Source organism: Micromonospora sp. FIMYZ51 (assembly GCF_038246755.1).
Classification (GTDB): Bacteria; Actinomycetota; Actinomycetes; order Mycobacteriales; family Micromonosporaceae; genus Micromonospora.
In genome coordinates this window covers 6,792,589-6,817,827 of the sequence record NZ_CP134706.1, presented here as the reverse complement: position 1 = coordinate 6,817,827, position 25,239 = coordinate 6,792,589, and the positions used below count along the sequence as shown (strand labels likewise).

Below are 25,239 nucleotides of genomic sequence, written 5' to 3'. Positions count from 1 at the left end.
GGCATGATTCGGCTCGTGGATCGACGAAGGCGATTGCCCGTCCGGTCCTCGTCCGATCGCCACACCACGGGGAGTTTCCATGCGTTTCAGACCACCCGCCCTGCTGGCCAGCCTGCTCGGGCTCGCCACCGCGCTCTCGGTCGGGATCCCGGCCGCCCAGGCCGCGCCGGCACCGGCCGACGCCGCCTCGACCGCCGTTGTGGCCGACCGGCTCGTCCTGGAGCCGACCGACTTCGGCTACCGCGGCTCCCTCGACGTCCAGCTGACCTACCAGGGCTCGGCACCGGGGCGGGCCCGCTACGTCATCACCGAACCGATCCCCGGCTCCTATCAGAACGACGAGTGGGGGATCACCTGCTACAGCGGGGGCAAGCGGCTGTCGGACGGTCGGATCCGGGTCGAGTGCGACGTGCCGGGCGGCGAGCTCCAGCCCGGTGAGGTGCGCGACTTCACCATCGACTTCGAGGTCCTGACCACGGTCCAGCCGTACGCCATGAAGGCCCGCAAGGGGCGACTCGCGGTGACCGTCGACGGCCAGGTGGTCACCGACGAGACCTTCCGGACCCGCTTCCGGTCCGCCACCGGGTCGCTCAAGGACCCCCAGCCGTACGTCCGGGACACCCAGCCGGATGCGGGCATCACCACCGGCGACCTGACCCTGGTCCGGCAGCCGGACGGCACCTTCGAGGGCCGCCTGCCGATCACCGTGGGCTACCGCACCGACGCGCCGCACCACGCGCACTACCTGATCACGAGCAACCTGCCGCCCGGCGTCTACGAGATGCAGACCGACCCGTTCGACGGCTGCGCCCACTTCTGCGTACCGGGCGGCCAGTTGATGGAGGGTGAGCAGCGCAGCTTCGATCTCATCTTCACCGGGCCGGCCGACACGCCACTCGGCCACCTGGGCGAGGCCGGCATCGAGGTCCAGACCGACCCGTGGCAACCGCAGCCGCCGCTGGACCTCGACCCGTCCGACAACGCCACCACCTTCTCCATCACGGCTGTCGACGCCGCCTGACGGTTTCCCGCACCGGGTCCCGGCCGCCCTTCGACGGCCGGGACCCGGTGGGTATACGGGGTGTGTCAGGTGGTCAGGGCTGGGGGAGGTGGGCCTTGATGGTGTTGATCACCCGGGGGCGGAGTTCGGCGGCGCGGATGACCGCGTCGACGGAGCCGACCTCGACGGCGCGCTGGATGTTGTGCACCTGATCGAACTCCGTGGCCACCTCGCCGAGCTTCTCGGCGTGCACCGAGGAGCGAAGTTCGTCGAGTTCGGCGGTCAACGCGGCGCGGTCGGCACCGCTGGCGGCTGCCACCCGGGCCTCCAGTTCGCGTACCCGTGGGTCGGCCGCGGTGCGCGACTTGACCTCACCGGCGAAGACGACGGCCGCCGCCGGTGCGCCGCCGAGCACCGAGGCGAAGGAGCCTTCCAGGGCCAGCACGGTCATGTTGGGGTTCAACGCCTTCGAGAAGACCACGAACGCGCCGCCGTGGTAGCGCGAGATCACACAGAACACGATCGGGCCGCGGAAGTTCACGATCGCCCGGCCGATCTCGGCGCCGTACTCCAGTTGCAGCTTCCGCATCGACTCGGGTGAACCGTCGAAGCCGGACAGGTTCGCCAGCACCACAAGCGGGCGGTTGCCGCTGGCCGCGTTGATCGCCCGTGCGGCCTTCTTCGACGAGCGCGGGAAGAGCGTGCCCGCCGTGTAGGTGTCCGGGCCGTCGGTGGGCGGGAAGCCGCGTCGGGGAACCGCCCGGGACTCGATGCCGAGCAGGCACACCGGGATGCCGCCGAGATGCACGTCCTGCACCACCGCGGTCTCCGCGTCGGCCATGCCCGCCCAGCGTTCCAGCACCGGGTGGTCCTGGTCGGCGAGCGCCCGCATCACGGTCCGGATGTCGAACGGCTTCTTCCGCTCCGGGTTGGCCGTGCTGGAGAAGATCTCGCCGACGGTGCTGAATTCGCTGCCGGTCACCGCGTGCGGGAAGTCGGAGATGTCGCGGTCGACGGGGTCGCTGGTGGTCGTCGGGCGCGGCCCCGCCTCACCCGGTACGACGTAGGTGTGGTCGTAGTGCGCCATCAGTACGTCCCGGGCGGCGGTCAGGTTCGGCGCCCAGTACTGCGCCTGCCCGTTCGGGCCCATCACCCGGTCGTAGCCGCCGATGCCGAAGTTGTCCTCGGCGGAGACCCCGCCGGAGAAGTCGAGCGACTGCTTGCCGGTGAGCACCATCGCCGAGTCCGGGGTCATCACCAGGATGCCCTTGGTGTGCATGAGCATCGTCGCCTCGGCGTTCCAGTACGGCTGGGCGCCGACGGTGATGCCCGCGACCACGATGTTGATCTCGCCGCCGGCCTGGGTGAACTCGACGATCCGCTTGAGCGCCGCCGCCACCCAGTCCATGTTCTCCGTGCCCGATGTCATGGAGATCCGGGCCCCGGCGGAGAGGGCGTACCACTCCAGCGGCACCTGCATCCGCTCGGCCAGGTCCAGGGCGGCGATCACCCGCCGGCACTCCGGCTCGGAGAGGGCACCAAGCGATTTCGTCGGATCGCCGAGCAGCACGACCCGGGTGATGCCCTGCGGGTGCCGCGAGGTCGGCGTGCTGACCACCCCGGCGACGATGGCCGCGCTGTTGCGTCCCTTCGGCCGGTCGACCGGGACCAGCGCGTGGTCGTCGTCGAGGTCGTGCTCGACGAAGGTGCCGAGCAGGCGGGTCAGCTCGTACGGGTAGACGGTGTTGCGGCTGCTCGCCCGCAGCACCTTGAGTCGGTAGTCGTCGATCGGTTCGATCGGTTCGACAGGTGGTTCACCGATCGCCAGTTCGGCTCCGCCGGTGCCGTCGAAGGAGATCCGCACGGCGACCCTGAGCAGCTCACCGGTGCTGCGGTCGCGCTGCCGCGCGATGAACAGGATCTCCTCCAGCCCGGCACCCGCGGTCGTCGGACGTACCCGCCCGGCGATCATCTCCATCTCGGCGCGGGTGAGTTCGCTCGGCGGCCAGACGTAGATCACGATCCGGTTGGTGTTGAAGCGCGTCTTCGACGGTCGTCGCGACTGCGCGCGGCGGATCGAGTCGAGGCAGGCGGCGACGGTGTCCTCGGTCGTCGGCAGGGCGGCCAGCCGGCCCTCCTGGTCGCGCAGCTCGGTCAGGTCGCGTACCTGCGCGAACGCGACGAGGCGCTCGTCGGACGGGTTCTCCCGGGCCACGCACTGGAAGAGGTAGACCTCCTCGTCCGCCGACGGCAGCCGGGTCAGGTCGAACTTGTGCAACCGCTCCAGCTGCATCCGCTGGGCGATGTACGGGTGCAGGCCGCGGATCAGCCGCTCCTCGGCCATCCCGGCGCTGCTCGGCCGGAACGTGAAGTGGTGGTGCATCACCGCTCCGCCGCGACCCGCCACGGTGGTGGTGAGCCGGTGCACCTGGCGGGGCAGCGGGTGCGCGTTGATGACGTCGAGCAGCGCGGCGACGGTCGCGTCGAAGTCCTCGGGCTGGTTCTCCCAGGCGAGGTAGATGTCGGCGTCGATGGCGTCCCCGTCGCTCGCCAGTTCGGCGAGCCCGCGCAGGGCACCACCCAGCGCGTCGAAGTTCACCGCGGCGGAGACCACGCTGGAGTCCGCCCGCTCGGCGACCACGAAGGTGCAGCCGGCGACGTTTCGGGTGTGCACCGCGTTGAGTCGCTTGTTGCCGTAGTACCGCCGGGTCAGCACTTCGAGCATGACCGCGTTGTCCAGGTGGTCGCGGACGAGCCGCTGGCCGAGCAGCCGGACCAGCGGCTCGGTGCTGCGGACCATCGCCGCCACCCGCTCGGCGCGGTCCGGCGCGTCCGGGTGCGCGTCGAGGTGGCGCAGGTGGCCGCGTACCTCGGCGTAGACGCGGGCCCGGTTGCGACGCAGCAGCGGCTGAGCGAACCAGGCGAAGACGACGCCCCGCGCGAGGTCGGCGACCACCGGGAAGCGGACCTGGGTAGCGGAGACCAGCCGCTCCAGCGCCAGACCGGCCGGCTCGCGCAGCGTCTGGTCCGGCGGCGGTTCGCGCAGCCAGGCCCGCAGCAACGCCACGACGACCGTGGCGTCGGCGGACCCGCGCTGCTGGGCGAGGAAGATCCGGAAGACGGCGGCCTCAAGTTCGGGGGAGCGCTCCAGTTCCGTGACGCCGTAGTGGCCGAGCGCCCGGGAGAGCTTGGCCTGGAACGCGTCAGGCAGTCCGGCCCGCTCCACGTCGAGGCTCTGGAGGTAGGTGTGGAAGTGCTCGCGGGCGCTGTGCTCGTGGGCACCGCCGTCCTCGCCCGTCAGCCGGTTGCGGCTCAGCTCGGCGAGGTCGGCGAAGACGTTCACGAGGTCGATCTCCTCGGCCTGCGGCCGGTGCCCGTCGGAGATGGCGGCCTGCCGGGCGGTGAGGTAGTCGTCAAGCACCCGACGGTCGTCGTGCGGGTCGACGTCGAAGCCGAGCAGCAGGCCGCGCAGGTCCTCCTGGCAGCGCCGGATGCGTTCGGGTGCCGGGACGCTGCCGTTCGCGGTGGGCAGGTCCAGCTCGACCGCGGCGGCCGTCGGCGCCTCGGCCGCCTCGGCGGTCCCGTCGGCGAGCGGCTCCAGGCGCAGCAGCGCCGCGCCGGCCTCCACCTGGCTCCCGACGGAGACGGAACATTCCCGTAGCCGCGCCCGGAACGGTGCCCGCAGCACCGTTTCCATCTTCATGGCCTCCAGCACCAGCACCGGCGCGCCCGCCTCGACTTCGGCGCCGACCTCCAACGGCGTGGCGACCACCAGGGCGGGCATCGGTGAGCGCACGACGCCGCCCTCGTCCCGGCTGACCCGGTGCGTCACCCCGTCCACCTCGATCAGGTGTTCCGGTCCGTGCGTCCCGGTGAGCAGGTGGTACCGGGCACCGTTGACGACGATCTGCCCGGTGTGCCGGTCGAAGCGGTCGAGTTCGATGTCTGCGGTACGGACGGTGCTGCCCGCCTCGATGCCGACCCGGAACCGGTGGGCGCCGATACGGGCCACCCGGGTGCGGTACGTTGCGCCCCGCAGCTTGAGATCCAACGGCCGGCCGCTGGCGTGCCGCACCTGCGGACGACCGCCGGCTGCCGTGTCCAGCAGCCGCTGCCGCTCGGCGCGCTCCTCTTCCTCGTACGCCTCGATGGCGGCCGCCGCCAGCGCGACGGCGGAGTGCCGGTACCCGACGAGCCGGCCCTCGCCACGGACCCGGTCGATCCAGCCGGTGTCCGCGCTGGCGTCGATCACCTCGGGCTGGTCGAGCAGGTCGAGCACGAAACTCTTGTTCGTGGCACCGCCCTCGATGATCACCGTGGTGTCCGCCATCGCCCGGCGTAGCCGGCCCAGCGCCTCGTCGCGGTCCCGGCCGTACGCGATGATCTTCGCAATCATCGAGTCGAAGTCGGCGGGGATGGTGTCACCCTCGCTGACCCCGGTGTCCACCCGGATGCCCGGCCCGGCGGGCAGGTCCAGCCGGGCGATCCGGCCGGGGGAGGGCGCGAAGTCGCGGTCCGGGTCCTCGGCGTTCAGCCGGGCCTCGATGGCGTGCCCGCGTTCCACCGGCGGCGTACCCACCAGCCGCTCACCCAGCGCAACCTGCAACTGTGCCTTGACCAGGTCGAACCCGGTGGTCGCCTCGGTGATCGGGTGTTCGACCTGGAGACGGGTGTTGACCTCCAGGAAGGCGAACATGCGGTCGCCGGGGTGGTAGAGGAACTCGACGGTCGCCGCGCCCCGGTAGCCGACCGCGACGGCCAGCCGCTCGGCCGACGCCTTCAGTTCGGCCGCCTGCTCCGCGCTGAGTACCGGTGACGACGACTCCTCGATGACCTTCTGGTTGCGCCGCTGCACCGAGCAGTCCCGGACGCCAAGCGCCCACGCGGTGCCCTGACCGTCGGCGATCACCTGTACCTCGACGTGCCGGGCACCGGTGACCAGGCGCTCCAGGAAGACGACGCCGCTGCCGAACGCCCGGGCCGCCTCCTGGCTGGTGCGCTCGTACGCGTCGGTCAACTCGGCCTCGCTGTTGATCACACGGATGCCGCGCCCGCCGCCGCCCGCGGTCGCCTTGAGCATCAGCGGGTAGCCGATCTGGCTCGCCGCGGATCGTGCGGCGTCCAGGTTCTCGACCGCGCCGCGGCTCCACGGCGCCACCGGCACGCCGACCTCCTCGGCGATCAGCTTCGCGCCGATCTTGTCGCCGAGCTGCCGCATGGCCTCCGCGTGCGGCCCGACGAATGCGATACCGAGCTTCTCGCACAGCTCCGCGAACGCCGGATCCTCGGCGACGAAGCCCCAACCGACCCAGGCGGCGTCGGCCCCGGTCTCCACCAACGCACGCTCGAGCACCTTCAGGTTCAGGTACGGACGCCGGGACGCGGGACCGAGGTCGTAGGCGATGTCGGCGGCGCGCACGAAGGTGGCGGTACGGTCCACGTCGGTGTAGAGCGCGACGGTCTCGATCCGCGCTCCCGTCTGCGCAGCCAGCTCTCGGACCGCGTGGATGAGCCGCATGGCGGCCTCACCACGGTTGACGATGGCGATACGGCTGAACACCCGAGCGACCCCTCCGGTAGACGTACGACGAACGCCGGTGGACGTCGACCCCCGGCAGTCATCACCTTTCTGCCTGCGGCCCGGCCGCGCCATACCGTATTCGCCGAACCCGGAGCGGCCCGGGTTGTAGGAACCCGACAAAATCTTTTGGCAGCCGCCGCTGATCAACCAACTGAGTGGCCGGCTGAGGTGTGATTTCTACCGCCCCGTTCCGGAGCCGGGCCAGGTGGCTGGTCCGCTGTCGGCGGATCGGGTGGCTGCGGCGGTGCGACCCAGGTGACCAGCACCACCGAGATGATCATGAGAAGGAACCAGGAGGCGAGCTTCGAGGGCGAGACCGGATGCCAGCCGTCGAGCTGGGTCGGATAGAGCCAGGCGTTCGACCAGGTGGCGATGTTCTCCGCCAGCCAGATGAAGAAGGCGACGAGGAAAAAGGCCAGCAGCAGCGGCATCCGCAAGTGGAACCGGAAGATGCGGAACTGCATGACACAGCGCCCGAACACCAGCGCGACGACCGCGATCAGCAGCCATCGGACGTCCTGGACGTAGTGGTTGGTGAAGAAGTTGACATAGATCGCCACCGCCACCAGCGCGGTCAGCCACCGCCTCGGGTACCGGGTGAACCGCAGGTCGAACAGCCGGTTCACCCGGACCAGGTAGGAGCCGACCGCGGCGTACATGAAGCCGCTGAACAGCGGCACGCCGCCGATCCGGAGCAGGCCGTCGGGCTCGTAGGTCCACGAGCCGATGTGTGTCTTGAACACCTCCATGACCGTGCCGACGAGGTGGAACAGGATCACCACCCGCAGTTCGCGTACGGTCTCCAGCCGCCCGGCGACCATGGCGATCTGGATGGCGACCGCGGCGAGCGTCAGGAAGTCGTTGCGGGCGAGAGCCGCCTCCGCCGGGTACCAGAGGTGCGCCGCGAGGATGACCGCCAGCATCGCCGCGCCGAAGACGCACGCCCACGCCTGCTTGAGCCCGAACACCACGAACTCGGTGAGCCATCCGGCCGGTCCGCGCCGGGGCAGCCGGCCCAGGGCGGAGCGGAAGCGGGCGTCGATCGCGCGCTCGGCCGTGGTGAGGGCGGCCGGTTCGCCAGGAGTACGCATCGACCCAGACGCTATCGCCGCTGGCCCGGATGCCGATCGCCGGTGGTGGCGTGGCCGTACGCGGACCCGACGTTGGTAGGTTGCCGTCATGAGCCACACCCGAGCGGCGCTCTACCTCGACTTCGACAACGTGTTCGGTGGGCTCTACAAGCTGGACCCGGAGGTGGCGGTCCAGTTCGCGACCGACCCGGGCGGCTGGCTGCGCCAACTGGCTACCACCTCGACGATCCAGGCGCCCCGGCGCTGGTTGGTGCTGCGCTGCTACCTCAACCCGGCCGGCTGGGTCTTCCACCCGGATTCGACGGGTGAGCAGCCGCGTCTGTTCTTCTCCCGGTTCCGGCCCTCGTTCGTCCGCGCCGGCTTCGAGGTGATCGACTGCCCGCGGTACAGCGGGACCAAGAACGCGGCCGACATCAGGATCGTGGTCGACGCCCTGGACGCGCTCACCGCCGACACCCGGTACGACGAGTTCGTCATCGCCTCCGGCGACTCCGACATGACGCCGCTGCTGCAACGGCTGCGCCGCGCCGACCGCCGGACCATGATCGTCTCGCCGGCCGACGCGGCCGAGGCCTTCACCTCCATCGCCGACCAGGTGCTGGGCAGTCAGCATCTGCTGGCGCTGATCCAGGGCGAGTCGGTCGACTTCGACGACGACACCGCCGACGAGGTGAGCACCGAGTTCGACGGCGGAGGCGACGGCGCGGTAGCTGCCGCCGACCAGCGCGAGGCGTACGAGGAGTTCCGCTCGGTCGTCACCCACGAGTACGACGGGGCGGCCGAGCCGCTGAACATGGCCTCGCTGGCCTACCGGCTGCGGACCCAATTGGGTCGCTCGGTGAGCGCCAGCGGCTGGTTCGGTTTCGGCAGCTTCGCCCGGGCGGTGCAGAGCCTGGCGCTGCCGAACCTGCGCATGTCGCAGCACCTGCTCTGGGACGACAGTCGCCACGAGGCTCCCGAGGCCGCCGCCACGTCGCCGCAGGGTGCGCTCCCGGAGCCCGTCGAGCGCCTGGTCGACCAGTTGGACCTGCCCCGGCTGCCCGAGTCCTGGTGGCCGGCGATCTACCAGACGCTCGCCGACTACGCCCAGTCCCACCGGTTCAACCTGACCCAGTGCACCAGCTGGTGTCGGGACCAGCTACGCGACCAGGGCGTGCCGGTCAGCCGCAACGCCGTCGCGTTCGTCGTGCGCGGCGCGTCGTTCGGCGGCGCCCCGTTGCACCGCCAGCCACCACCCACCGCAGCCGAGATCGGTGCGGGTTTCATCGGCAACGTCCTCAACCGCGCCGAGGCCGCCGAACTGCCCCTCTCCGACGAGGAGATCGCCACCGTCCGCGCCTGGCTCGGTGCCGGTGCGGACCAGGCGCCACGTTCTCCGTCGACGACCGACTGAGTCCGTCGACCGCGTCCGTCAGGCGACGTGGCGGTACCGGGCCCGCCCGGTACCGCCACGTCGCTGCACACCGAGTGGATCAGCGGCGGACGGTCACCGCCTTGCTTGTGGCGCGGCCGTCGGCGTACCCGGTCTTCTTGGCGATCACGGTCACGGTGATCTTCTTGTTCCGCATCGAGGACTTGAGCTTCAGCGTGCGGCCGGTGGCACCCTTGATCAGCTTGCCGTTGAGCCGCCACTCGTACCGGTAGGAGCTCGCCTTCGGTGACCAGGCGCCGACGCTTGCCTTGACGGTCCGGCCGACCTTTGCCGTACCGACGACCTTCGGCTTCTTCGTGGCCTTGGGTGCCTTGCCCTTGGCCACCGCCGCCGTGGCGGCCGAGGTGGCCTTCGCGGCGGTGTGGCCGCTGCGGCTCGCGGTCACGGTGACGGTGAGCCGCTTGCCGAGCAGCGACGCGGGGATCTTGTACGTCGCCGCGGTGGCACCCTTGATCGCGCTGCCGTTCGCCAGCCACTGGTAGGTGTAGGACGTCGCCGCGGGCGTCCACTCGCCCGGATTCGCCTTGACGGTGTTGCCGACCGCCACGGTGCCGCTGATCGTCGGCTTCTTGACCGCGCGCAGCGCCGGGGGCGGGGCGATGGTGACAGTGCCGACGGGCACCAACGAGTCACCCGCACCGTACGGGCGCAGGGTAAGCGTGGCCGGACCGGTCGCTGCCGAGGCGAGGTTCACCCCGGCGGTCATCGTGGTGCCGTCCGGCGAGACCGTCTGCACCGTGGCGGTCAGGACCTTTCCGGTGGCCGGGGCCAGTTCGATCTTGTCGCGCAGATGCAGGCCGGTGCCGTTGATGGTGATTGTCCGGACGCCGCCGGCCGGCAGCGTGGTCGGCGTCACCGAGGTGACCGTGGCGACGACGGAACCCTCGACGGTGAACACGTACCTCGTGTCGGCCGAGCGGGTGCCGGTCGCCGTGAGGCTGCGTACGGAGAGAACCTGTCGACCCTCCCAGGTCGGCGTCCAGGTAAGCGTCGCGGTGCCGGTCGGCTCAGCGACGATCGTGGCGTACGGCTCGGAGTTGATCGAGTATTCGTACCGGGTCGTGCCGGGCAGGCGGGGCGTGAGGGTGAAGGTGCCTTCGGCGAGCCGGCCGCTGCCGGTGGTGGGGAAGTCGGTCGAGGTGACCATGGGGCCGTCCAGGACCGTCCAGGAGGTGCCACCCGTCTCGGTGCGGACCCCGGCGGCGTTCTGGGCGAACACGTGGACGTAGGTGTAGCCGCCCTTCGTCGGAGTGAACGTGAAGGTGGCGCTGCCGTCGGCGGTCGGCTTGACGACCTTCTCGGTGGCCGGATCGCCGTTGAGGGTGGCGACGAACCTGTCCACGTTCACCATCCGGGTGCGGGCCGTGAAGCTGGCCGTCGTGCCCAGGTCGGTGCCGCCGGTGCGGGTCAGCGTCGGTTCCGCCCCGTCGACCGAGACGGAGGTCCAGCGGGGCTCCGAGAGCGTGCCGTCCGCACTGCGGCTCTGGATGCGCAGCCCGTAGAGGCCGGTCTCGGTGGCCGTCCAGGTGAGATCGGCGGTGCCGTCCGCGCGGGCCGGAATGGTGATCTTCTGGATCGGCCGCTCGTCCAGGCCGGAGTACTCCGGCCAGTAGAGGTACGCCCGCACGTCGGCTGCCCGCGGCGCGAGGTGGAAGGTAAGCGACGATCCGATGACCACGCCCCGGTCCGTGTCGCCGGTGAGCCATGGACCGTTGTCGACCAGGAACTGGTACGCGCGGGCGGGGTGCGCCGTGCCGTCGCGGGTGACGGCGTGCACGTAGAGGGTCTGCCGGCCGGCCCGGGCCGGGGTGATCATGGCGGTGGCTCGTCCGTTCTCGTCCGCCGGCACCGTGCCCGAGGGGCCGTCGTCGTCGATCCGCCAGCCGAAGGACGCCGTGTCGGGCAGATTGCTGCTCAACTCGAAGGCACCGGCCACCCCGACGTTGTAGTCGAGGTTCGCGCCGTAGTCCGGGTACGCCGCCGAGAAGATCGACGGCCGGGTCTCCCGGACGGAGAACTCGTGCACGGTCCGCTCGGACCAGTTGCCGGCCCGGTCGACCGCGTGGACGGTGAGCGAGTGATAGCTGGCCACCTGCGGGGTCCACCGGATGGTGGCCGATCCGCCGAGTGCGTCGGCCTCCACTGTGGAGTAGTCGTCGTCGCCGCCGGCCTCGCCGGAGTAGAAGCGGTACCGGTAGCTGACCGTGTCGTCGGCCGCCGCGGTCAGCTTGAACTCGCCGGGGATGCCGATCGCGCCGACGTCGTTCCAACTGCCGGCGGGATACTCGGCCGAGGTGACGACCGGCGCCGGTCCGCCGCTGCGATCGACGGTGAAGTGGCAGGTCTCGCTCCACGGCCCGGCCTGCGCGCCGTCGAGCACCCGCACCCGCCAGGCGTACGTGACGCCGTCGAGTTGCCGGGCGCGGTCCTCAAGTTGGACGTAGACCTCGTTGCTCTGGTCGCCGACCGTGCGCAGCCATTGCTGACGGTGCTCCGGGTCGGCGATGTCCCACACCTCGAAGTCGGCCCGCAGGTCGGTGCCGGCGCCGGTGCGGTCGAAGGTGCCCTTGAGCACCACTGCCTGGGCGTCGTTGAGCCGTTCCGGGCTCAGGTAGGGCCCCGGCGCAGTCGTGGTGCACGGCTGGTTGGCGTTCTTCAGGTCGGTCGGTGCGGTCACCGCGGCGGCGGCCGGTGCGGCGGCGACGCCCACGGCGATGCCGACTCCCAGTGCGGATGCCGTCGTCAGCGCCAGAAAACGATGAATGCCCGAATAGGTAGGCATGTGAAATCCCCCATTATGGATGGGCGTCGCTGGACGCCAGGCGAGCATGATCGCACACCGGTCCGACGAACGTGCGCCCTGATCGCAGCCAGGAAAAACGGGACAGCGGGATCGGTCGAACCTGGCCTAGGATCAAGCTCCCCGTCGTTGTCGTACGCCGGGATCACCCTCCACCAATGGGGATCGTGGAATTGTTCTCTCTGCCTTCCCGGGCCAGACCGGCCCTGGGCTCGTCGTTCCGTTCCCGCCGCAGCGCGGCAAGCAAGCTGCTCGCCGTGGCTCTCGTGCCGGCCATCGTGCTCGGTGCCGGCGTCCCGGCGGTCGCCGCGAGCAACACGCTCACCCTCACCACGCTGGACCGCAACGGCAAGAAGGTCACCGTCAACGCGACGGCGGTAAACCTCGCCACCAACTCCAGCTACAAGGTGAAGTCCAACAAGCCGAAGAAGCTGCCGAAGGGCAACTACTCGGTGCTCGCCTCGATCAAGACCGGTGCCACGGTGACGCTCGGCGCGCGTACGGTGAAGGTTTCCGGCGCGAGCAAGACGACCGTGGACGCGCGTAAGGGCAAGAAGGTCACGATCGGCCTCAGCCCGGCACCCACAAGCGTGGCGCTCTACGCGCAGACCACTGTCGAGATCTGCACCAGGTCCGACTCCGCCAGCTACTCCGTCGAGGGCTCGGACTTCAACGGCACCCTCTACGTCATCCCGAACTCCTCCAAGAAGTACGCCTTCGCCGCGATGCGTACCTGGGCCGACGGATCCGGCTACCCCGGGTCCACCCAGTACGCGGTGATGTACGCGACCACCGGTGTGCCGAGCAAGCCGTCGCGGACGATCAAGCAGTCCTCGCTCGCCACCGTGAACGTGACGTCCCGGCGCGGCCCCTCCGCAGGCGATCACAGCAGCCTGGCGGTGCAGCCGATCGACCGCCCGTGCGGCGACATGTACCACGGCCTGTTGAACAACAACGAGCCGTACCGGACGAAGATCAAGGTGTCGGCCGGCAAGTGGGACTTCCCGGTGCACAGCTCCGGGTCGGCCAAGGACGGCTCGTCCTACAACATCGGGCACTACTACTCGCCACGGAAGATCGTTGCGGGCAAGTCGTACAGCCTGAACTTCTTCCGTTCCGCCTGGGGCCCGTCCGCGTACGTGCCGGCCACCGTCTACGGCCGGATCAACTACTCGCTCAACGAGATGTTCGCCGATCCCGGCTACCCGCGCGGCAACGTCGAGGGCGGCGACAAGGCGACCGCGACGTTGATCTTCGGCGGCAAGACCGTCAAGACGGTCAAGGACCGGGGCTGGGAGCCGGAGAGCACCGACCTGAGCTACAAGGTGAAGAAGGCCGGCTGGTACAAGCTCACCAACACCGCGAGCCGGTACTACCCGGAGATCACCTTCCCGGCCGGGATGCTCTCGCCGAAGACCAGCGTCACGTACAAGTTCAAAGCGAAGCCGAACACGTCGGTGGTCGCGCCCGTCTACGGGGTCGCCATGCTGCCGGCCGGGCTGGACCTCTACAACCGGGCGAAGCCGGGCAGCACCACGAACGTCGAGCTCAAGCTGAACCGGTCCAAGATGTACGCCGACACCAAGCTGGGCACGAGCCCGAAGGTGAAGTCGATAGGCGCCAAGGCGTCGTTCGACGGCGGCAAGACCTGGCGATCGGTAAAGGTCAAGAAGATCAACGGAAAGTGGACCGCGATCGTCGGCAACCCGGCCTCCGGTGCGGTCTCGCTGCGGGTCCGGGTCACCGTCACCAACGGCGGCTACACCGACGTGACGATCATCCGGGCGTACGCGATCGGCTGATCGTCGACCCGGCGCGCACACGCGCCTCGGCGGCCCGGTGAGCGGGTCCGCCGGGGCGCGTGTCGGTTCCAGGCGCGCCACCACTGGTCGGGTGCGGCGCAGCCGCTCACCACTTCGGCAGCATCGAGCCGGGTAACCGGCCGCCGTGCCGGTAGACCACGCACATCACGTCCCGGTCGCCGTCGGCCCAGGTCTCCACCGTCGGCATGATCGGGTAGAGGCGTAGCCCGTCGCTCTGCTCGCCCGGCCAGGTCCGGTCGAAAAGTCGACGGCAGGCGTCCCAGGCGAACGCGCTCAGCGCGGCCGGATCCCAGGGTGCGTCGTCGTCGACGTGCACGAAGCCGTACGACTGGTTGTCCGCAGTCAGCGCGCACGGCCGGTAGCGGACCACCACGCCCACGGCCTCCGGTATCTCGGCCGGGTCGTCGAAGCACTCGCCGCCCTCGATGTCGAGGATGCCCGGCGTCTGCGCCGTGATGAAGTGCTCGTCCTTGACCACCGCGACGCCCGGGGTGGTGCTGGCGACCGCCGTTGCGAGCAGCCCTGCCGCGCAGAGCAGGACACCGGCACCGCGCAGCAGGCGACGCCGGGGGCGGACGGGTTGCCGGGGGAAGGTGCCCTGATCGGTCATGGTGCCGCCGATCGTAGGAACGAATTCCTGAATGGCCGCCAGACGCCGGTGACCGGCAGGTGACGGGCCGGCCAACACTCCTGGTCACATCCCACCTGTTCATCCGCCGGAAAGGATCTTGTCGCCGTCCGGTCGATCCGAGCTGGGCGAATGGCGACGACCCGCCGAACACCCCCAGGTGGTCGGCGGTGTCGTCTGCCTCCTCTTTGAAGGGTGACAAACGTCGTGACCGACCAGACGTTCGCCTGGCGCATCGGAGCCCGCCGGACGAAGATCGTGACGATCGGTGCCGCAGCTCTGCTCGTCGGCGGCGTGGCGCTCAGCCCCGCCGCCTTCGGTGAAGCTCCGCCCGCCAAGTTCCCCGCCGCCGAGATCCACAAGCCGTCCCCGGTGCCGGACCGGATCATGCTGACCCCGACCACCACGCCCTCCACCTCGCAGCGGGTCACCTGGCGGGCCGAGGCTCCCGCCGAGTGGGCCCGGGCCGAACTCCTCGAAGCCCCTCGGGCGCTGGGTGACGTCGTCCCGCCGAGCGGCGCGGTGACCCGGCTCTCCGCCCTCTCCAGCACCCCGGTCAACACCTCCCTGGGGTACGCCTCGACCTACCACACCGTCGAGTTCACCGGCCTGAAGCCGAGCACCCGGTACACCTACCGGGTCGGCGACGGCACCAACTGGAGCGAGTGGATCGACTTCACGACGGCGGCCACTGACTTCGAGCCGTTCTCCTTCATCTACTACGGAGACGCGCAGAACTACCTCGACTCGGCCGTGCCCCGGGTGTTCCGGCAGGCGTTCGCCGAGCGCCCGCAGGCCAAGGTGATCGTCAACGCCGGTGACCTCATCGACCACGCCAACAGCGAGGAGCAGTGGGGCCAGTGGTACAAGGCCAGCGGCTTCATCGACGGCCAGATCAACAACATCTCGGTGCCGGGCAACCACGAGTACTCCGGCGGCCTGTCGCAGTTCTGGCGGCCGCAGTTCCCGTACCCGGACAACGGGCCGGGTAACGCGGAGCTGAAGCAGACCGTCTACTACCTCGACTACCAGGGCGTACGCTTCATCGCCCTGGACTCCAACCACCAGAGCAACGCCACCTTGATGGCCGCGCAGACCGCCTGGCTGGAAGGCGTGCTGCGGGACAACCCGAACAAGTGGACGGTGGTGACCTTCCACCACCCGGTCTACTCGACGACCGGCACCCGCAACAACCCGAACGTCCGCAGCCAGTGGGGTCCACTCTTCGAGCAGTACGGCGTCGACCTGGTGCTCCAGGGCCACGACCACTCGTACGGCCGGGGCAACGTGGCCACCAACCGCCGGTCGGCCTCGGTGCACGAGGGCACGGTGTACGCGGTCTCCGTCTCCGGCGGCAAGATGTACGCGCTCAACAACGGTCAGAACTGGACCGGCAACGGTGCCGAGGTGACCAGCACCAGCCAGAACACCCAGCTCTACCAGCTCATCGACGTGGCGGCGGGCACCCTGCGCTACGAGTCCCGGTACGCAAACGGCGAGCACCACGACGGATTCCTGATCCGCAAGAACGACGCCGGTGAGCGCACCGTCAACGAGCTGCGCACCCCGCAGAACACCGTCGGTCAGCAGGTGACGGTCGACCGGACCACCGTCGAGGCCAAGGGCAAGGTCAAGGTCAAGGCGTACGGCTACGACCCGGCGGAGAAGGTCGCGGCCCACCTGCGGCCGGTCGGCAGCGATGCGGACGGCACCCTGGTCGCCAACCTGACCGCCGACGAACTGGGCCGGATCAGCTACGAGCTGACCGTTCCGGGCACCGTCACCACGGGGCGGGCCTACGAGGTGTTCCTGTCCAGCCCCAACCAGAAGATCACCAGCCCGGCCGTCACGGTGACCGGGTGGAACGTCGACGCGCAGGCCCGTACCCGCTGCGTCGGCACGAACGTGTACGTGGCGGTCGAGGTCCGCAACGGCGGCGAGGTGCCGCTGACCGTCGAGCTGATCACGCCGTACGGGTCGCGGACCGTCGCCGGGGTCGCGCCCGGTAAGTCGGCCAACCAGTCGTTCAACTCCCGCGCCGGGTCGGTGCCGGCCGGTACCGCCACGGTGAAGGTCACCGGAACCGTCGACGGCGCGCCGGTGACCATGCAGATCGCGGCGGAGTACACCGCGCTGAGCTGCGACTGACCCGCCTCATTCCCAATCACGAAGGTCAACGGAGCATGGATATGAGTACAGCCAGGCGTAGTCGTTTGTTCGCGGTGGTGGCCGCGGGCGTGATGGTGGCCGGTTCGGTGGCGGTGGCGTCGCCGGTGTCGGCGGAGCCGGGGGAGAGTGCGGATGTCGAGGTGACCGTCGACATCGAGGAGGTCAGGGAGCCGGGGGTGCTGGCCATGTCGGTGGCGGGTGACTCGGTGGCGTTGTCCGAGGACGGGTCGACGTTGCTGGTGCGGCAGTTCGTCGGTGTGTTGCCGACGGTGACGGTGACCGACACGCGGACCGCTGACGAGGTGCCGGCGGGTTCGGCGTGGGCGGTGCTGGGCAGCGCCACGGATTTTGTTGCCGCTGGTGGTCAGGCGCCGATCGGTGCCGGGCATCTGGGTTGGCGGCCGAAGTTGCTCGACGGTGGGGACACCGGTCTGGTGGCCGAGGGCGAGGAGGTGGTGACGGTGGTCGACGAGCCGACCCAGCCGGGCAACAACGTGGGTCTGGTGGATCAGGAGTTGCTGGTCTCGACGTTCGACTCGGGTGCCGTGGCGGGTGGGGAGTTCACGGTGAACGCGGAGTTGTTCCTGCGTACGCCGGCTGATGTGGCGGCGGGTGAGTACGCCTCGACGTTGACCCTGTCCCTGTTCGAGTGACACCCCGGGTGGGGGACGCCGCCCGGCGGCCCCCACCGCTCCTCGGGAGAAGACGATGAACTACCGCGCGATGCTGGCCAGCGGGTTGGCCCTGGCCGCCGTGCTCGGCCCCGGCGCACCCGCCGCCGCACATCCCTTCGGCCCGCCCACGGTGGCCCGCGCCGCCGCCGACGGCACCCGGGTCGACCTGTCCTGGCAACCCGCCGAGGACGACTGGGTGGCGCTCGGCCAGTCGTTGGGCGCGTTCGAGGACCCGAGCACGGGCGCGGTAACCACAAAACTCACCGGCGAGCAGAAGCTGGCGCGTTCCAGCACGGTCGGCGACTACCTCCGCCAGCGGATCACGGTCAGTCAGGACGGCCAAGCCTGCCCCGGCCGACTGGAGCCGCTGGACGACCTGCTCGCCCGGGGCGCCCGCCTCACCTTCGACTGCCCCGGGCCGGTGCGCACGCTCGACATCACGGTGACCGCGCTGACCGACCTCAACCAGGCGTACCGCACGGTGCTGCGCGCCGAGGCGGCGACACCGGCCGAGGCGCTCTTCACCGCGACCGACGGCACCCACCGGGTCGACTTCTCGCGGTCGGGCCGACGGCTCGACCCGACCGCCACCCTGACCGTCGGGATCACCGCCCTCGGTGGGCTCGGCGCGCTGCTTCTTCTCCTGTCTCGACGACGTACCCGGAGCACGACATGAACGGCCTCAGCGGGCTCGACGAGCGACTGCTGGCTCTCTTCGACAACGCCACCCTGTTCTGGGTGGCGCTGATAGCAGCGGTGGGCGTCGGCGCCGCGCACGCCGTGGCACCTGGGCACGGCAAGAGCATCACCGCCGCCTACCTGGTCGGCACGCGGGGCCGATACCGGGATGCACTCCGCCTGGGTGTGATCGTCGCGGTGATGCACACCTTCTCCGTCCTGGTGCTGGCGCTGGCCTGGACGGGGTTCAGCGGGGCGGCCAGCCTCGGCACCACGACGATCACCGCCGGCCTCCAGGTCCTGGCGGGCGTCGTCGTGATCGGCGTCGGCGCACACCTGATCCGCCGGCACCTGACCCGGCGCGCCCACAGCCACGATCACGGCCACGCCCACGCCCATGCTCACGGCCACGCCCATACCCACGCCCACGCCCACGATCACGATCACGGCCACGCCCACGGCCACGCCCATGCCCATGCCCACGCCCACGCCCACGGCCACGGCCACGATCCGGTCGATCCGTGGTCGCGTCGCGGGCTGGTTGCGCTCGGTCTCTCCGGCGGACTGCTGCCCTCCCCGTCGGCCTTCCTCATCCTGGTCAGCGGGCTGCTGACCGGTCGCTCGGTCGGCGCGGTGGTGATCGTGCTCGCCTTCGGCACCGGGATGGCCCTGACCCTCACCGGCGTGGGGGTGCTGACCATCCGGGGCCATCGGCTGCTGGCCGGGCACACCAAAAGGTGGGCCATGGCGTCCACCGTCTCCGCCTGGACGCCGGCGATCGCCGGTGTGGCGGTCTGTCTCGGCGGCTGCCTCTACGTGGCCGCCGCCGTCTCCGCCCTCACCGCCTAGCCGTACCCCGATCCGACCGGGCGGGTGCCACGGCACCGGACCGCGTCCGGACCAGTGCGGCGAGTTCCGGCCGGTCACGCCCAGCGCCGGGGTCGCGTGGTATCAAGGAAGCGTCGCACCGGCCGGACCTGCCGCGCGGCTACGAATTCTCCGTCGACCGGAGCGGTGTTCCACGGCTACGGTCGGCGGCATGACCCGCCACCTGCTCGTGCCGGGCCGAGGGGTGCCCCGACCGGAGCACTGGCTCCGGTGGCTCGCCGGCCGCCATCCGACGTACCGCTGGACGCTGGAGCCGCCCGGCCCGCCGCTGGTGCTGCGGGACCACGTGGCGGCCCTGCACGCTGCGGTCGGTGAGTCGGCGGAGCCGGCCGTCCTCATCGCCCACAGCGCGGGCTGCATCAGCACCGTCGTCTGGGCGGCCAACCACGCCGAGTACGCCGACCGGATCTGCGGCGCGCTGCTCGTCACGCCGCCTTATATCGACGGGTTCGAGCCGGACGACCCGTCAGACCTGCCCTGGGTGGTGCCCCGCACCCGGCTGCCGTTCCCGGCGGTCGTGGTGGCCAGCCGGACCGACCCGTACACGACCTTCCCCCAGTTTGAGCAGTACGCCCGGGACTGGGGTGCGAAGCTCGTCGACGCGGGCGAGGTGGGGCATCTCGACAGCGCCACCGGCTTCGGCCCCTGGCCGGACGGCGAACGGCTGATCAGCGAACTCGGCTGAGTCGTTTCGAGAATGGCATCTGACATTCGTAGACGGCTTGTTCGGACGGCTTGTCCGGACGGTGGCGGGCCGTTCGTCATGCGGGTGCGACACCCCATGACGAAGACACGGAGGACCTGACGTGAAGTATCTGATGCTCGTCTGCACCGACCCCGAGCCGGACCAGGACTACGCGAACCACCCCGACATCGAGGAGTGGGTGACGGAGAACGACGCCGCCGGCCGGCGGCTCCAGGGCGATCGACTCGCCCCGGCCTCGGCGGCCACCACGGTCCGCGTCCGCAACGGTCAACTGCTCCTCTCCGACGGGCCGTTCGCCGAGGTCAAGGAGATGATCGTCGGCTTCGACCTGCTGGAGTGCGCGGACCTGGACGAGGCGATCGAGGTGGCCCGCGCCCATCCGATGGCCTGGGCGGGCCGCATCGAACTCCGACCGTTCGCCGACGACGATCAGTGACCGCCTCCGGGGGCGACCGCAGCACCGACGAGCAGAGCGCCCCGGACCGGGCCGCGGCGGCGCAAGCCGTCGCGGCTGCGGCCGTCGACGCGTACCCCCGGATCGTGGCGGCGTTGATCCGGATCACCGGTGACTGGACGCTGGCCGAGGACAGCGCGCAGGAGGCCCTGGTCCGGGCCCTGGATCGCTGGCCGGTCGAGGGGGTACCGACGAATCCGGGCGGCTGGCTGATGACGGTGGCCCGCAACCGGGTCCTCGACGTGCTGCGGCGTGCCTCGATCGAGCGGCGCAAGCTGCGTGAGTTGGCCGTGCTGGCGCTCACAGCGGCGACCGCCGAGCCGGGCGGGGAGGAGGTCGTGGACGACCGGCTGCGGCTGATCTTCACCTGCTGCCATCCGGCGCTCGCGATCGAGGCGAGGGTCGCACTGACCCTGCGTACGATCTGTGCGGTGCCGACCGCCGACATCGCCCGGGTCTTCCTGGTCACCGAGTCGACGATGACCCGCCGGTTGACCCGGGCCAAGGCGAAGATCGCCGCCGCGCGGATCCCGTACCGGGTGCCGCAGGGCCCGGCCCTCACCGAACGGCTACCCGGGGTGCTGGCCGTGCTCTACCTGCTCTTCACCCAGGGCTACGACGCGGACGGGGAGCCGGCCTTTGCCGACGAGGCGATCCGGTTGGCCCGACTCCTGGTCCGGCTGATGCCGGATGAGCCGGAGGTGCCGGCGCTGCTCGCGCTCTTCCTGTTGCAGCACTCCCGGCGCGCCGCTCGCCGGGACGAGCACGGCGACCTGGTCCCGCTGGACCGGCAGGACCGGTTGCGCTGGGACACCGACGCGATCACCGAGGGGGTACGCCTGCTCGCCGGGTCGTCGCAGCCCGGCCCGTACGCCTGGCAGGCCCGGATCGCGGCCTGTCACGCCACCGCGCCGAACGCCGAGGAGACCGACTGGCAGCGGATCGCGGACTGCTACGACAAACTCGTCCGGCTCCAACCGAGCCCGGTGGTCGCGCTGAACCGTGCCGTGGCACACGGCTATGCGTACGGGCCGGCGGTCGGGTTGGCCCGGCTCGCCGAGGCCCGCAGTGGTGGTGCGCTTGACGGCTACCCGCTGGTGCTCGCGGTGGAGGCGGATCTGCTGGCCCGGCAGGGCGACAGCGAGCGGGCGGCGGAGTTGTTCCGGGCGGCGGCGGCCCGCACCCCCGGCGACGCCGAGCGCCGAGCCCTGCTGGACCGCGCCGGGCAGCGGGTCCGGTGAGATTGGTCGATACTGCGGATGTGATGCGACGTGCCCGGGTGGCGGTGACGGTGACGGCGGTGCTCGGGTGGGCGGTGACGGCGGTGCTCGGGTGGGCGTTGACGGCCTGCGACGGCACTCCCGCGGTCGCCCCGACCGGCTCTCCGCTGCCCTCCGCCCCGACCGGCTCCCCGCTGCCCTCCGCCCCGGCCGGCTCCACCGGGTCCGCCCTGCCCGGCGAGTTCCCGGTGCCACCCCTGCGGCTGCCCAGCGTGGCACCGGGTGACCCCTGCCCGATCGCCGAGCCGCAGCCCTGGGCCAACCCCGACCAGGCCAGCCGGGTGCTCGGGTCTGGCCCGGTCTACCCGGTCGCCGACTACCTGCCCGACAACGCCCTGCCGTTGCGCGACGGCGACCGCAACCGGGACGGCAGTTACACCGTGAAGCTCCGCTGGATCTCCGCCGGCTACACCGGGCCGGTGCTGGTGCGGGCCGGACGCATCGACGGGCCGGGCACCGCCTCCGTGGAGTTCTCCTACCTCGGTGAGCCCCGCGACGGTGGCCACCACGCCGTGCTGACCCGCCCGGACACCGACCTGCCGGCCACCACCACGGTCACCGGTCCCGGCTGCTACGCCTTCCAGGTAGACGGAACCTCCTTCACCTACACAATCACCTTCCGCGCCACCCCCACCCCGCCTAACCCCCACCCCCTCCCTCCCCTCCCTCCCCGCCCTCCCTCGCTCCCTCCCTCCTCCCTCCCCGCCCTCCCCGCCCCCGCCGATCTTGCACTTTTGGTCGCTGAGATGTCCTGGAAGGGGGGGATTTGCCCCGGCGGAAAGTGCAAGATCGGCGGAGGTGAGGTCGGGCGTGGGGCGCTCAGGAGAGGGCGGCCCGGATGGTGGCGACAATGTGGGCGGGGCGGCGATAGAGGTCGCGGTCGGTGAAGTAGCGCATCCGCCAACCCTGCTCATCGAGCCAGTTCACGCGATCCCGGTCGTAGCGGAGACTCTCCCGGTCGAGGTGCGAGGCGCCGTCGTACTCGATGCCGATCCTGCGTTCGCGGTAGCCCAGGTCCAGCCGATAGCGCAGGAAGCCGTAGGCGTCGTGGACGCGCAGTTGCGGCTCGGGTGGCGGAAGCCGCCCGTCCAGCAGCACCAACCGCAATTGGCTCTCCTGGCGGCATTCCGCCCGTTCGTCGGCCAATGGCACCAACTCGCGCGCCTGCCGCACGCCGCGTAGCGCTCGATGGGCATTGGCCTCAGTCAGCAGGTCGTCCCGAGTGACCGTGCCGGATCTCAGGGCGCAGTCGAGCACGGGAAGCGCGTCGAGACGCCGCACCGTACGTGCCAGGTCGACAGCGCAACGTGCCGCCGGCACGTACGGCAGCCCCTGCACGAACACCGGCTGCACCGGCAACACGGAATGATGTACGACCAGGCCGGGCAGCCGTGGCTTCGACACGTTGACCGGCACCTGGACGTGTACGAGGTGGTCGCGCAGCACACCGAAGCCGTACCGTCTGGCCGCCGTCTGCCGGGCGAACATGGCCCCCTCCGGCAGGCACAGCAGGAGAGCACGCAGCTCGTCCTCGTCGTCGAAGGGCTGATCGGTGTAGACACCGCGACGCACGCGGCGCAACTCCTCCCGACCCAGCCGAGTCCGGAGCCGTCGGGCGCTGAGCGTCCGCATCAGATCTTGCACTTGCCACAGATGAGCAGTCATCCCGGCACCATCCGCCGCCCTCGGGCGAACGTGCGACCCCGACCCCGCCTCCCTGTGGACAACCATCCCTTCTGTGGATAACCCCCATCCGCCCCTCCACCCGTGGTATGCCCCCATCCCCACGCCGCGCTCCCGCCCACCCCGAAACCCTCGGCGATCTTGCACTTCCTGCCCCCGCATATGCCATATAAGTGGCATTTCAGCGACCGAAAGTGCAAGATCGCGGGCGCGGGCGCGGGCGCGGGCGCGGGCGCGGGCGCGGGCGCGGGCGCGGGGGCCGGGGTGGGGGTGGGGGTGGGGGTGGTTAGGGCGGGGGTGGGGGTGGTGGTGGCGGTTAGGTAGGTGTGGAGGGCGTGGCGGGATTGGGTCAGGGCGTTGATGCGGTCGTCCAGGGCGTTCAGGCGGGCGCGTAGGGCGGCCACCAACTCGGGGCAGGGCTCCAGGTCGGGGCCCTCTCCGGTGGCGCAGGGCAGCAGGTACGCGATGTCCTCAGTGGACAGGCCGGCCGCGAGGAGCCGCCGGATCTGGGTCACCGTCAGCACGGCGTCCTCGGCGTACTCCCGGTAGCCGTTCGGGCCGCGTGTCGGTTCGAGCAGGCCCTGGCTCTCGTAGTAGCGCAGTTGGTGCGGGTTGACGCCGGTCCGTCGGCTCAACTCCCCGATCAGCACAGCGGCTCCCTTGACCTTCATATCGATGTGAAGGTTGACGATACCCACCAGGACCGAACTTCGAGGGAGCAGATGATGCACGACCACGACGGCAGCCGTACCCCGGTGACCGTGCTCGGGCTGGGCCTGATGGGCCGGGCACTGGCCACGGCCCTGCTCGCCGACGGGCATCCGACCACGGTGTGGAACCGTACGGCGGGGAAGGCGACCGACCTCGCCGCCCTGGGTGCCCGAATAGCGGTCTCGGCTGACGCCGCGCTCACGGCCAGCCCGCTCGTGATCGTCTGCGTCTCCGGCTACGACGCGGTACGGGAGATCCTCGAACCGCTTGGCGCGGCGCTGGAGGGCCGGGTCCTGGTGAACCTGACCTCGGGCGACTCGGCGGCGGCACGGAAGACCGCCCAGTGGGTGGCCGATCGGGGCGGCAGCTACCTGGATGGCGCGATCATGGCCGGCCCGGCGGAGATCGGCAGCGACCGGGCCGCTCTCCTCTACGGTGGTCCGCGTCCGGTCTTCGACCGGTACGCCTCGACGCTTGGCAGTCTCGGCCCGGCGATCCATGTCGGCGACGACCACGGATTGTCGTCGCTGTACGACGTGGCCGTGCTGGGCCTGATGTGGGGCATCCTGAACGGCTTCGTGCAGGGGGCCGCCGTACTCGGCGCGGCGGGGGTGCCGGCGGCGGCGTTCGCCCCGATCGCGAGCCGGGGAATCGTGACGGTGACCGGCTGGCTGTCCGGCTACGCGAAGCAGATCGACGAGGGCGTCTATCCGGCCGACGATTCGACAGTCGACACGCACCTCGCCGCGATGGCGCACGTGATCGCGGAGGGTGAGGCGCTCGGCGTCGCCGTCGAACCGTCCCGGCTGGCCCGGACGCTTGCCGAACGGGCGGTGGCCGACGGACACGGTGGCAGCAGCTACGCGGCGATGGTCGAGCAGTTCCGCCCGCCGGCCGCAGCCAAGGACCCGAGGTCAGCGCTGGACCCGGACCCAGAGCCGGACCCGGTGCCAGAGCCGGGCCCGGTGCCAGCGTTGGACCCGGTGTCAGCCTTGGACCCGGACCCGGACCCGGACCCGGACCCGGACCCGGACCCGGACCCGGACCCGGACCCGGACCCGGACCCGGACCGGAAGCCGGACGCCGAACCGGAGCCGGGCCCGGGAGCCGAGCCGGAGCAGACGGCTGAGCCGTACTATCCGCGTGCGCTGCTCGCGCAGAGTCGACTCGGGGTGCTGGCCACGATCAAGTCGGACGGTCGACCGCAGCTCTCGCCGGTCCAGCCCTACTACGACCGGGCGGCCGGTCTGCTCTACGTGTCGATGACCGAAGGGCGGGCGAAGACGGCGAATCTGCGCCGGGACCCGCGCGCCACGCTGGAGGTGACCAGCGCCGACGGCCGGGCGTGGGCGACCGCCGAGGGCACGGCGACCCTGACCGGTCCGGGCACCGACCCGGACGGCCCCGAGGTGGCGGCGCTGGTCGATTACTACCGCCGGGCCGCCGGTGAGCATCCGGACTGGGCCGAGTACCGGTCGGTGATGGTCGCCGACCGTCGGGTGCTCATGACGATGACGGTCGACCGCGTGTACGGCGAGCGGATCGGCTGACGGGGGAAAATCGGCCGGTGGCGCTCCGCGTTGAGCACCACCGGCCGGTTCTCCGCGAGCTGACCGGGCCGGCCAGCCGACCAGGAACAGT

General features: G+C 70.7%; 17 protein-coding genes and 1 pseudogene. 12 read left to right on the top strand and 6 right to left on the bottom strand.

Annotation, left to right across the window (positions count from 1 at the left end):
- Positions 1-79: 79 nt before the first annotated feature.
- Positions 80-1,021, top strand: a complete 942-nt coding sequence (locus tag QQG74_RS30640) for a hypothetical protein (protein WP_341718092.1) — start codon at positions 80-82, stop codon at positions 1,019-1,021.
- A 73-nt stretch (positions 1,022-1,094) separates the two neighbouring features.
- On the opposite strand, the gene QQG74_RS30635 is transcribed toward QQG74_RS30640, so the two are convergent.
- Both QQG74_RS30635 and QQG74_RS30630 read right to left on the bottom strand, forming a co-directional pair.
- On the bottom strand, positions 1,095-6,560 hold the full coding sequence (locus QQG74_RS30635) for a carboxyl transferase domain-containing protein (RefSeq protein ID WP_341718091.1): 5,466 nt from the start codon (positions 6,558-6,560) through the stop codon (positions 1,095-1,097).
- A 164-nt stretch (positions 6,561-6,724) separates the two neighbouring features.
- On the bottom strand, positions 6,725-7,672 hold the full coding sequence (locus QQG74_RS30630) for a DUF817 domain-containing protein (protein WP_341718090.1): 948 nt from the start codon (positions 7,670-7,672) through the stop codon (positions 6,725-6,727).
- 88 nt (positions 7,673-7,760) lie between these two features.
- Here QQG74_RS30630 and QQG74_RS30625 point away from each other — a divergent pair, with 88 nt between their 5' ends.
- Complete coding sequence (locus QQG74_RS30625; protein ID WP_341718089.1) at positions 7,761-9,065, top strand: NYN domain-containing protein; 1,305 nt, start codon at positions 7,761-7,763, stop codon at positions 9,063-9,065.
- A gap of 79 nt (positions 9,066-9,144) precedes the next feature.
- Here QQG74_RS30625 and QQG74_RS30620 read toward each other — a convergent pair whose 3' ends face one another.
- Positions 9,145-11,886, bottom strand: a complete 2,742-nt coding sequence (locus QQG74_RS30620; protein WP_341718088.1) for a hypothetical protein — start codon at positions 11,884-11,886, stop codon at positions 9,145-9,147.
- 176 nt (positions 11,887-12,062) lie between these two features.
- On the opposite strand from QQG74_RS30620, the gene QQG74_RS30615 reads away from it, so the two are divergent.
- Complete coding sequence (locus tag QQG74_RS30615; protein WP_341718087.1) at positions 12,063-13,706, top strand: hypothetical protein; 1,644 nt, start codon at positions 12,063-12,065, stop codon at positions 13,704-13,706.
- A gap of 106 nt (positions 13,707-13,812) precedes the next feature.
- Here the strand turns inward: QQG74_RS30615 and QQG74_RS30610 are convergent, their stop codons facing one another.
- Entirely contained in the window at positions 13,813-14,337 is a 525-nt protein-coding gene (locus QQG74_RS30610; protein ID WP_341718086.1) for a hypothetical protein, read from the bottom strand.
- A gap of 213 nt (positions 14,338-14,550) precedes the next feature.
- On the opposite strand from QQG74_RS30610, the gene QQG74_RS30605 reads away from it, so the two are divergent.
- The 7 genes from QQG74_RS30605 (at position 14,551) to QQG74_RS30575 (ending at position 21,165) form a co-directional block, all read left to right on the top strand.
- A complete protein-coding gene (locus tag QQG74_RS30605; RefSeq protein WP_341718085.1) occupies positions 14,551-16,503 on the top strand; it encodes a metallophosphoesterase family protein in 1,953 nt (650 codons plus the stop codon).
- Between the two features lie 41 nt (positions 16,504-16,544).
- The gene (locus tag QQG74_RS30600; RefSeq protein WP_341718084.1) at positions 16,545-17,177 is read left to right on the top strand and encodes a hypothetical protein; all 633 of its coding nucleotides are present in this window, start codon (positions 16,545-16,547) and stop codon (positions 17,175-17,177) included.
- 55 nt (positions 17,178-17,232) lie between these two features.
- Entirely contained in the window at positions 17,233-17,874 is a 642-nt protein-coding gene (locus tag QQG74_RS30595) for a hypothetical protein (RefSeq protein ID WP_341718083.1), read from the top strand.
- Positions 17,871-18,725 carry a hypothetical protein gene (locus tag QQG74_RS30590; protein ID WP_341718082.1) on the top strand — a complete coding sequence of 285 codons (855 nt, stop codon included), beginning with the start codon at positions 17,871-17,873 and terminating at the stop codon, positions 18,723-18,725. The genes QQG74_RS30595 and QQG74_RS30590 overlap by 4 nt, the downstream gene beginning before the upstream one ends.
- A 190-nt stretch (positions 18,726-18,915) precedes the next feature.
- Positions 18,916-19,449 (top strand): alpha/beta hydrolase, encoded by a 534-nt coding sequence (locus tag QQG74_RS30585; protein ID WP_341718081.1) that lies wholly within the window; start codon positions 18,916-18,918, stop codon positions 19,447-19,449.
- Positions 19,450-19,570: 121 nt separating this feature from the next.
- Positions 19,571-19,906 (top strand): YciI family protein, encoded by a 336-nt coding sequence (locus QQG74_RS30580; protein ID WP_341718080.1) that lies wholly within the window; start codon positions 19,571-19,573, stop codon positions 19,904-19,906.
- Positions 19,903-21,165, top strand: a complete 1,263-nt coding sequence (locus QQG74_RS30575; RefSeq protein WP_341718079.1) for a sigma-70 family RNA polymerase sigma factor — start codon at positions 19,903-19,905, stop codon at positions 21,163-21,165. Before QQG74_RS30580 ends, QQG74_RS30575 begins: the two co-directional genes overlap by 4 nt.
- A gap of 858 nt (positions 21,166-22,023) precedes the next feature.
- On the opposite strand, the gene QQG74_RS30570 is transcribed toward QQG74_RS30575, so the two are convergent.
- Together QQG74_RS30570 and QQG74_RS30565 are read right to left on the bottom strand one after the other, a co-directional pair.
- The gene (locus QQG74_RS30570; protein WP_341718078.1) at positions 22,024-22,776 is read right to left on the bottom strand and encodes a DUF559 domain-containing protein; all 753 of its coding nucleotides are present in this window, start codon (positions 22,774-22,776) and stop codon (positions 22,024-22,026) included.
- Positions 22,777-22,865: 89 nt separating this feature from the next.
- Positions 22,866-23,537 carry a MerR family transcriptional regulator gene (locus QQG74_RS30565; protein WP_341718077.1) on the bottom strand — a complete coding sequence of 224 codons (672 nt, stop codon included), beginning with the start codon at positions 23,535-23,537 and terminating at the stop codon, positions 22,866-22,868.
- A 72-nt stretch (positions 23,538-23,609) separates the two neighbouring features.
- Between QQG74_RS30565 and QQG74_RS30560 the strand changes: the two are divergent.
- Positions 23,610-24,473, top strand: a pseudogene (locus QQG74_RS30560) (NAD(P)-binding domain-containing protein); the annotation flags it as partial.
- Positions 24,474-24,746: 273 nt separating this feature from the next.
- A complete protein-coding gene (locus QQG74_RS30555) occupies positions 24,747-25,148 on the top strand; it encodes a PPOX class F420-dependent oxidoreductase (protein ID WP_341721451.1) in 402 nt (133 codons plus the stop codon).
- Positions 25,149-25,239: the final 91 nt, after the last annotated feature.

What these genes read in the sequence shown, in the direction of transcription:
- QQG74_RS30590 (WP_341718082.1), top strand. Translation starts at nt 17,871, where the DNA reads ATGAACGGCCTCAGCGGGCTCGACGAGCGACTGCTGGCTCTCTTCGAC.
- QQG74_RS30610 (WP_341718086.1), bottom strand. Translation starts at nt 14,337, where the DNA reads ATGACCGATCAGGGCACCTTCCCCCGGCAACCCGTCCGCCCCCGGCGT.
- QQG74_RS30615 (WP_341718087.1), top strand. Translation starts at nt 12,063, where the DNA reads ATGGGGATCGTGGAATTGTTCTCTCTGCCTTCCCGGGCCAGACCGGCC.
- QQG74_RS30595 (WP_341718083.1), top strand. Translation starts at nt 17,233, where the DNA reads ATGAACTACCGCGCGATGCTGGCCAGCGGGTTGGCCCTGGCCGCCGTG.
- QQG74_RS30640 (WP_341718092.1), top strand. Translation starts at nt 80, where the DNA reads ATGCGTTTCAGACCACCCGCCCTGCTGGCCAGCCTGCTCGGGCTCGCC.
- QQG74_RS30625 (WP_341718089.1), top strand. Translation starts at nt 7,761, where the DNA reads ATGAGCCACACCCGAGCGGCGCTCTACCTCGACTTCGACAACGTGTTC.
- QQG74_RS30630 (WP_341718090.1), bottom strand. Translation starts at nt 7,672, where the DNA reads ATGCGTACTCCTGGCGAACCGGCCGCCCTCACCACGGCCGAGCGCGCG.
- QQG74_RS30585 (WP_341718081.1), top strand. Translation starts at nt 18,916, where the DNA reads ATGACCCGCCACCTGCTCGTGCCGGGCCGAGGGGTGCCCCGACCGGAG.
- QQG74_RS30620 (WP_341718088.1), bottom strand. Translation starts at nt 11,886, where the DNA reads ATGCCTACCTATTCGGGCATTCATCGTTTTCTGGCGCTGACGACGGCA.
- QQG74_RS30600 (WP_341718084.1), top strand. Translation starts at nt 16,545, where the DNA reads ATGAGTACAGCCAGGCGTAGTCGTTTGTTCGCGGTGGTGGCCGCGGGC.